At 65.7% G+C, this 2,743-nt stretch carries 3 protein-coding genes; all 3 read left to right on the top strand.

Going from position 1 to position 2,743, the window contains the following annotated elements:
- Positions 1-90: 90 nt before the first annotated feature.
- The 3 genes from tnpA to tnpC all read left to right on the top strand — a co-directional run bounded on the left by tnpA (position 91) and on the right by tnpC (position 2,640).
- Positions 91-555 carry an IS66-like element accessory protein TnpA gene (gene tnpA, locus D2N39_RS22350; RefSeq protein WP_119136913.1) on the top strand — a complete coding sequence of 155 codons (465 nt, stop codon included), beginning with the start codon at positions 91-93 and terminating at the stop codon, positions 553-555.
- Positions 552-905, top strand: coding sequence for an IS66 family insertion sequence element accessory protein TnpB (gene tnpB / locus D2N39_RS23040; protein ID WP_119136914.1), 354 nt, complete (start codon positions 552-554; stop codon positions 903-905). The genes tnpA and tnpB overlap by 4 nt, the downstream gene beginning before the upstream one ends.
- A 64-nt stretch (positions 906-969) precedes the next feature.
- Complete coding sequence (gene tnpC / locus D2N39_RS22360; protein ID WP_119136915.1) at positions 970-2,640, top strand: IS66 family transposase; 1,671 nt, start codon at positions 970-972, stop codon at positions 2,638-2,640.
- Positions 2,641-2,743: the final 103 nt, after the last annotated feature.

Raw genomic sequence — 2,743 nt, forward strand, 5'->3', positions numbered from 1 at the left:
GTATGCGGCGGTTCGGGCCCATTGATTTGATATATTCCTGACGCGTGACCCGCCTGCGAGAAGGCCTTCGTGAGCAGATGGAGGTCTTGTATGGCGGATGGTGGTGGTGGGTTCGTGGGCCGGTGCGAAGTTGTCGAGCCGCGGCGGCGGGGCAAGCGGCGGTGGCCAACTGAGGTCAAGGCACGGATCGTCGCTGAAAGCCTTCAACCGGGCGTGCGGGTCGCCGATGTGGCAGCGCGCTATGATATTCTTCCGCATCACCTGTCGGATTGGCGTCGCCTTGCCCGGCAGGGCCAGTTGGCTTTGCCGAGCGACCTGATGGACGCGCTGAGCACATCCCCAAGCCTGGCGGTGTCGGAGCCTGCCTTTGTGCCGCTGTCCATTTTGCCCGATCCCGTGGATCAGCCCGTGCCTTCTTCGACCGCCGTTGCCGCGCAGGATGGTTCCGGGGTGATGACGATCGACATCTGGCCCGATCTGGTGCTGCGCATTCCCGGCGATGTCGCGGTGGACCGCGCCGCGGCGCTGGTGCGGGCGCTGCGAGAGGCGTCGTGATTGTCGCCGGCCAACGGCTGCCGATCCTGATTGCGACGAAGCCGGTCGACTTCAGGTGCGGGCACAACGCTCTGGCGCTGATCGTGCAGACCGAGCTGAAGCTCGACCCATATTCCGGGGTGACGGTGGTCTTTCGCTCGATGCGCGGGGACAGGTTGAAGATCCTGGTCTGGGATGGGACCGGGATGGTGCTGATCTACAAGATCCTGGAACAGGGCAGCTTTACCTGGCCGAAGGTGCAGGACGGCACGATGCGGCTGTCCCGGGCGCAGGCGGAAGCCCTGTTCGAAGGGCTCGATTGGCGGCGGGTGGTGGCGCGGCGGGTGTTGCCGCCCGCTGCGGCAGGATGACTCGGCGGGTCTATTTTGGCTTTGTTTTATTGGGCTTTCTGTCCCGGATCGGGTAGGAAGGCGCATGTCGCAACCGCTCGATCTCAGCCAGTTCCCGGACCTGCCGCCCGAAGTGGTGAAGGCCTTTGCCGCCCAAAAGGCGGCGCTGGAAGCTGCACAGTTCGAGGCGAGGGTCGAGCGTGCGGCACGCCAGCATGAACAGGTGGTGGTGGCCGAGAAGGAGGCCTTCATCACCGAGTTGAAGGCACTGATCGAGAAGCTAGAAGGTCAGGTCCAGGATTACCGGCGCACGAAGTTCGGGCCGAAGTCGGAGAAGCTGGACCCAGCGCAGCTGGAACTGGCGCTGGAGGATCAGGAAACCGCCATCGCCGAGACGCAGGCACAGATCGCCGCTCTCGAGGATAGGATGGCGGCAAGCGAGCGTGATCCCGAGAAGCGCACGCCGCGCGCACCCCGCAAGGCGCGAGCCCTACCGGACAGCCTGCCGCGGGTCGAACGCGTGGTTGAACCCGACAGCATCGCTTGTCCCTGCGGCTGTGGCGACATGGTCCGGATCGGTGAAGACCGCAGCGAGCGGCTGGACTACATCCCCGCACGCTATCAGGTGATCGTGACCGTTCGCCCCCGCTACGCCTGCCCCAAGGGGCGCACCGGCGTGGTGCAGGCCAAGGCGCCCGCGCATCTGCTGGAGGGCAGTTGGCCCACCGAGGCGCTGCTGGCCCAGATCGCTGTTTCCAAGCATTCCGAGCACATGCCGCTGAACCGGCAGGCCGTGGTGATGGCCCGGCACGGCCTGCCGATCGACCGCTCGGTGCTGGCCGACTGGATGGGCCGGACCGGTGCGCTGATCGCCCCCGTGGTCGACCACATGGCCAAGCAGCTGCTGGCGGGCAGCACCCGGCTTTACGTTGACGAAACCACTGCCCCGGTGCTGGACCCGGGGCGCGGCAAGACGAAAACCGGATATCTCTGGGCGGTGCTGCGCGATGATCGCGGCTGGAACGGAACCGCGCCGCCGGGCGTGGCCTTCCATTACAGGCCCGGGCGAAAGGGCGAATACGCCGCTGAAATCCTCACCGGCTTCAACGGCACGATCCAGGTCGATGCCTATGGCGCCTATACCCATCTGGCCACGCCGGAACGCCCGGGCGGCGATCCGCTGCGGCTGGCCTTCTGCTGGGCGCATGGGCGGCGCAAACTGATCAAGGCCGCACCGAAAAAGGGATCACCCATCGTCGACGCGGCGCTGCTGCGCATCGCGGCGCTCTACAAGATCGAGGATACCATCCGCGGGTCCGATCCGGATCATCGTCTGGCGGTCCGGCAGGACCTGTCCCGCCAACTGGTCGATGAGTTCTTCACCTGGCTGAAGGCGCAGGCTGCACGCGTGTCGCGCAAATCCGACCTCGGCGAGGCCATGGCCTATATGCTGAAGCGTCAGGACGGCTTCCGCCTGTTCCTGGACGATGGGCGCGTCGACATCGACTCCAACCTCGTGGAAAACGCCATCCGCAGCCCGGCCATGAACCGCCGCAACGCGCTCTTCGCCGGCCACGACGAAGGCGGCCGCAATTGGGCCCGCTTCGCCAGCCTGATCGGCACCTGCAAGATGAACGGCGTCGAACCCTATGCGTATTTGCGCGATCTGTTCACGAAGCTCGCCAACGGACATCTCGCCCAAGACATCGATGCCCTGATGCCTTGGGCCTACGCCCAGCAGGGCCGGGGTGCATAGGGACCTCGTCTCGTAGTCCCTGACGAGCTACCAACCGACCTCCGCTCTCTCCACTCGCCCCACCGCGCAAGCGCGAAATCAATGGGGCGTGGCCGTCGCTTAC

The organism is Gemmobacter lutimaris, from assembly GCF_003570715.1.
Lineage (GTDB): Bacteria > Pseudomonadota > Alphaproteobacteria > Rhodobacterales > Rhodobacteraceae > Gemmobacter > Gemmobacter lutimaris.